The 5,299-nt window shown below is 57.2% G+C and carries 4 protein-coding genes; all 4 read left to right on the top strand.

Annotation, left to right across the window (positions count from 1 at the left end; all coding sequences use genetic code 11):
* A partial coding sequence (locus J7413_RS20300) for an ABC transporter substrate-binding protein (RefSeq protein ID WP_209101827.1) occupies nt 1–1,481 on the top strand: 1,481 nt, incomplete at its 5' end.
* Nucleotides 1,482–1,621: 140 nt separating this feature from the next.
* The gene (locus J7413_RS20295) at nt 1,622–2,578 is read left to right on the top strand and encodes an ABC transporter permease (protein WP_209101824.1); all 957 of its coding nucleotides are present in this window, start codon (nt 1,622–1,624) and stop codon (nt 2,576–2,578) included.
* A 10-nt stretch (nt 2,579–2,588) separates the two neighbouring features.
* On the top strand, nt 2,589–3,650 hold the full coding sequence (locus J7413_RS20290; RefSeq protein ID WP_209101821.1) for an ABC transporter permease: 1,062 nt from the start codon (nt 2,589–2,591) through the stop codon (nt 3,648–3,650).
* Between the two features lie 5 nt (nt 3,651–3,655).
* Nucleotides 3,656–5,299, top strand: a 1,644-nt coding sequence (locus tag J7413_RS20285; protein ID WP_209101818.1) for an ABC transporter ATP-binding protein, incomplete at its 3' end; no start/stop codon positions are given.

Genomic DNA, 5,299 nt, shown 5'->3' with positions numbered 1-5,299 from the left:
TATGGACCACAAAGGCTGCAGCGGCGCCTCAGAAAGGCGGTACATTCCGCTGGGGTATTCATGACGGCAATACGGGCGACACGCATGATCCAGGTACATATTTGACCCGGACGATGATTTTCTTGGCCCACACGCACCGATCCTATCTGACCATGATCAATGGCGACGGTTCTTTGGGAGGCGATTTGGCAACCAGCTGGGAAGGCAGTGCAGAAGCGTCGCAATGGACCTTCAAGCTCAATGAAAACGCCAGCTTCCACAGCGGCAAAAAGCTGACCGCAACCGATGTGATTGCGTCGTTGAACCACCATCGGGGGGATGACTCTACCTCTGCCGCCAAGGCACTGCTGGCAGATGTTACCGATATCACCGCAGATGGGGACTATACAGTTGTTGTGAAGCTGTCCGGGGGCAACGCAGATTTCCCTTGGCTGATGACCGACTATCACTTGGCGATTTGCCCGGCAAATGACGACGGAACCATCGATTGGAAGTCCGGCGACGGCTCTGGCCCTTACAAGATCGATTCGGGCGAGTTCGGCGTTCAGTTCAGCCTCAGCCGCCACGATGGCTGGCACGGTGAAGGGGCCTACTTTGACGCGGTGGAAATCATCACATTGAACGATCCGAACGCCCGTCAGACCGCTTTGGTGACTGGTGATGTGGATGCGGTTTCGCTGATCGAGCTGAAAACCATGGCGCTGATGAGCCGCAATCCAGATGTGACCGTGCACAACATCCCATCTGCGGGTGCGATCACCATGCCGATGCTCACCGACATTGCGCCGTTTGACAATGTGGATGTGCGCAACGCCCTGAAACTGGCCATCGACCGCGACGAAATCATCGAGAAGATCGCCTTTGGCGCGGCCACCAAGGGCAATGATTTCCACCACTCGCCGGCGCAGCCCTATTGGCCTGAGGACATCCCGCAGCGCGAGTATGATCCGGATCAGGCCAAGTCCTTGCTGAAGAAGGCGGGCCATGAAGGATTGGAAATCAGCATCAGCGTGGCGGACAGCGTCTACGCCGGTGCGGTGGACATGTGCGTGCTTTATGCAGAACAGGCCAAAAAGGCTGGCATCAACATGAAGGTCGTGCGCGAGCCAAACGACGGGTACTATTCTGACGTTTGGCTGAAGAAACCTTTCTGTGCCGTGTCGTGGGGCGCGCGTCCGACACCGGATGTGATGTACACGTTGGCCTACAAAGACGACGCGGCCTGGAACGAAAGCCGCTGGCAAAACGCAGAGTTCAACAAGCTGCTGCTGCAAGCAAAGGCCGAGCTGGACGACACCCGTCGTGGGGAAATGTATCGCGACATGGCCATGTTGGCGCGCAATGACGGGGGCACCGTGATCCCCTTCTTCAACAACTTCGTCTATGCGAACCGCTCCAATGTTGGCACGCCGGAGGCTTTGGCGGCGAGCTGGGAGTGCGATGGCGCCCGCGCCGCGAGCCGTTGGTGGTTTACCGGCTGATAAAGCCTTCACAAAGAACGTGGAGCCCGGATGGACCGGGCTTCGCATCTCTGAGCCGTCAGACACAATAAGATGGCCAAAGGCCAAAAAGGCCGCTTCCGGCAGATCGGACCCGTCGGAACATCAACAGGAGGGAGTCCATGGGGGACATTTCCAAACTCATAGCCAAGCGTCTTGGGCTTGGCTTGATCACGCTTGTTGTGATCTCCGCCATCATCTTTTTTATGGTTTTACTGCTGCCCGGCGATCCGGCACAGGCCGTTCTTGGTCAAGGTGCTACCGAAGAAAACCTTGCGGCCCTGCGCGAGCAAATGGGGCTGAACACACATCCGGTTGTCCGGTATTTTGAATGGCTTGGCGGGGCGGCTACAGGCAATTTTGGAAACTCCATCGTCTCCGGAGATCCTGTCATGGATCTTATCTCTGACCGGTTTGTGAACACCCTGTTTCTGGCAGCTTATGCGGCGGTGATTGCGGTGCCTTTCGCGATCACGCTGGGCATCATTGTGGCCTTGCTGCGCAACACGCTGTTTGACCGTGTGGCCAATGTGCTGACCCTGACGTCCATTTCCAGCCCGGAGTTCTTTCTTGGTTACATCCTAATTCTGTATCTGTCGGTGAAATCCAACATGTTCCCCGCCATTGCGAGTTTGAATGACGGCATGACCTTTAGTGAACTGTTGCACCGCACTTTCCTTCCCGCTTTGACTTTGGTGCTTGTGGTCACGGCGCATATGATGCGCATGACGCGTGCGGCAATCATCAGTCTTCTCGCCTCGCCTTACATCGAAATGGCCCGTCTCAAGGGCGCACCTCCGTGGAAAGTCGTTGTCAGGCACGCCTTGCCGAATGCCTGGGCCCCGATCATCAATGTTGTGGCGCTCAATCTGGCCTATCTGATCACCGGTGTTGTGTTGGTTGAGGTGGTGTTTGTGTATCCCGGAATCGGCCAGGCGTTGGTCGATGCGGTGTCCAAACGCGATTTCCCTGTGGTGCAAGCCATCTGCCTGATTTTCGCAGCCACATTTATCCTGCTCAATCTCGCGGCCGATGTCGGCTCGATCCTGACCAACCCGCGCCTGCGGCATCCGAAGTGAGGACAGACACATGAACGTATTTGTAATCTCATACTTCGCGATCCTGATCATCGCTTCCTGCCTTGCGGCCTTTTACGGTAAGCGCAGCATTTTCCTGACGCTCTTCACGCTCACACTGGTCAGCTTTGTTGTCGGTATCGTGGGCGGCGCGGGCGCGCTGCGTGCCATCTCCATGGGCGCCATTATTCTGGCCTTCGCCGCGGGGGTGTCCTACTGCTTCCGTGAGTTCCTGGTGATCATCTCTCCAACCAATGTGTCAAAAGAATTGAAGACCGCGCCGCTGACTGCCGCGTTTGGTATGTTCATCATTTTCACCTACGCGATCGCGGGCATCTTTGCGCCTTGGATTGCGCCTTATGGTGAATCTGAGGTTATCTCTTCAGCTTTTGCGCCAGCCGATGAAAACATGCTGTTGGGCGCAGATCAGCTGGGCCGCGACATGTTTAGCCGCATCATCTTTGGCGCGCGCAACACTGTCGGCCTCGCGCTTACGGCAACGGCGGCTGCCTTCTTCATGGGCGCAACCGCGGGCTTGATCGCAGCCACACGTGGCGGCTGGATCGACCAGACCTTAGGGCGCTTTGCGGATGTTATCATGGCGATCCCGTCGCTGATCTTCGCGCTGCTGATGCTGTCGATTTTCGGTCCGCATGTCTTTGTGATTATTGTGGCTGTGGCCATCATCTACGCGCCGCGTGTTTTCCGCCTTACACGTGCGGTGGCTGGCAACGTTGTGGTTATGGACTACATCGAAGCTGCGAACCTGCGCGGCGAGAAGAACGCGTATCTCATTCGCAAGGAGATCCTGCCCAATGTCACTGCTCCGTTGGTGGCGGAGTTTGGTCTCGAATTCTGCTTTGTGTTCTTGCTCGTGGCTGGTCTCAGCTTCCTTGGTCTGGGAATTCAGCCGCCCACAGCCGACTGGGGCTCAATGGTGCGTGAGAATGCTACGCTGATTTCTTTCGGAGAGATCACACCCTTGATCCCGGCGGGGGCCATTGCCCTGCTGACGGTCGCCGTGAACTTTGTTGTCGACTGGATGCTGTTCCGGTCCTCCGGTCTGAAGGAGTGATAGAAATGTCCGCAGATAAGAAACAAGTCCTTCTGGACATCAAAGATCTCAAAATCGAGGGGTTCACCGGCGAAGAATGGGTGCCCATCATCAAAGGCGTGGACCTCAAACTTCACCGTGGCGAGGTCATGGGCCTCATCGGTGAGTCCGGCGCTGGCAAATCCACAATTGGGGCGGCCGCCATGGGGTTTTCCCGGGATGGCACACGCATCTCGGGGGGCTCGATCGAGTTTGATGGGATGGAGCTGACAACCGCCACAGAAGGCGAAAAACGGGCCCTGCGCGGCGCGCGGATCGCCTACGTGGCCCAATCTGCCGCCGCCAGCTTCAACCCGGCGCATAAGATCATTGATCAACACACCGAAGCCCCGTTGCACTACCGCATCCAAAAGCGACTGGAAGCGCAGGAAGATGCAACAGAGCTCTATCGTCGCCTGCGTCTGCCCAATCCAGAAGAAATTGGCTTCCGCTATCCGCATCAAGTGTCCGGTGGTCAATTGCAGCGCGCCATGACAGCGATGGCGATGGCCTGCCGCCCGGATTTGATCATCTTTGACGAGCCAACGACAGCGCTGGACGTGACCACGCAAATCGAGGTCTTGGCCGCGATCCGCGACATTGTGGATCAATTCAATACGGCGGCGATTTACATCACCCATGACCTCGCCGTCGTGGCGCAGATGGCTGACACCATCAAGGTGCTGCTTAAAGGCGAAGAGGTAGAGCAAGCGCCAACGGAAGAGATGTTGGACAATCCGCAGGAAGATTACACCAAATCGCTTTGGGCGGTGCGCAGCTTCCAACGGCCACAGAAAGAGCGCCCCAAAGACGCAATCCCGGTTGTGTCCGTTCGCGGCGTCGATGCGGCCTATTCTGGCGGGCCGAAGATCCTCGACGATGTCTCTTTCGACATCCACAAAGGCATGACGGTCGCCGTTGTTGGTGAATCTGGTTCGGGCAAGTCGACCACGGCGCGGGTAATCACGGGCCTCCTTCCCCCATCCAAAGGCGAGGTGCTCTTTAACGGCGAGGTGCTTCCGCCCAACTTCCGCAACCGCTCCAAAGATCAGCTGCGCCAGGCGCAGATGATCTACCAAATGGCGGACACTGCGCTTAACCCCAAGGTGCGCATCAGCGAAATTATCGGGCGTCCGGCGCAGTTCTATTCCGGTTTGTCGGGGGCCGCGCTCAAATCGCGCGTGGATGAGTTGCTGGACTTGATCGAACTGGAGCCGTCCAAATACTACAATCGCTATCCACCAGAGCTTTCGGGTGGCCAGAAGCAAAGGATTGGCATTGCCCGCGCTCTTGCCGCGGAACCGAGCTTCATCATCTGTGACGAGGTCACATCTGCTCTGGACCAACTGGTGGCGGAAGGTATTTTACGCCTGCTCGACCGACTGCAGAAGGAGCTGGATCTGGCCTATATGTTCATCACACACGACCTTGCCACCGTGCGCTCCATCGCTGACGAGGTGGTTGTGATGCAAAAGGGAAAGGTCGTGGAGCAAGGCCCCAAAGACGCGATGTTCACGCCGCCGCACCATCCCTACACCGACCTGCTTTTGAGTTCCGTGCCGGAAATGGATCCCAACTGGCTGACCGCTCTGCTGGAAGAGCGTGGGGTCGACAATGTGGGCGAATCTGCA

This window comes from Shimia sp. R10_1, from assembly GCF_017744095.1.
Classification (GTDB): domain Bacteria; phylum Pseudomonadota; class Alphaproteobacteria; order Rhodobacterales; family Rhodobacteraceae; genus Shimia.
This window is presented reverse-complemented; position numbering and strand designations above follow the sequence as displayed.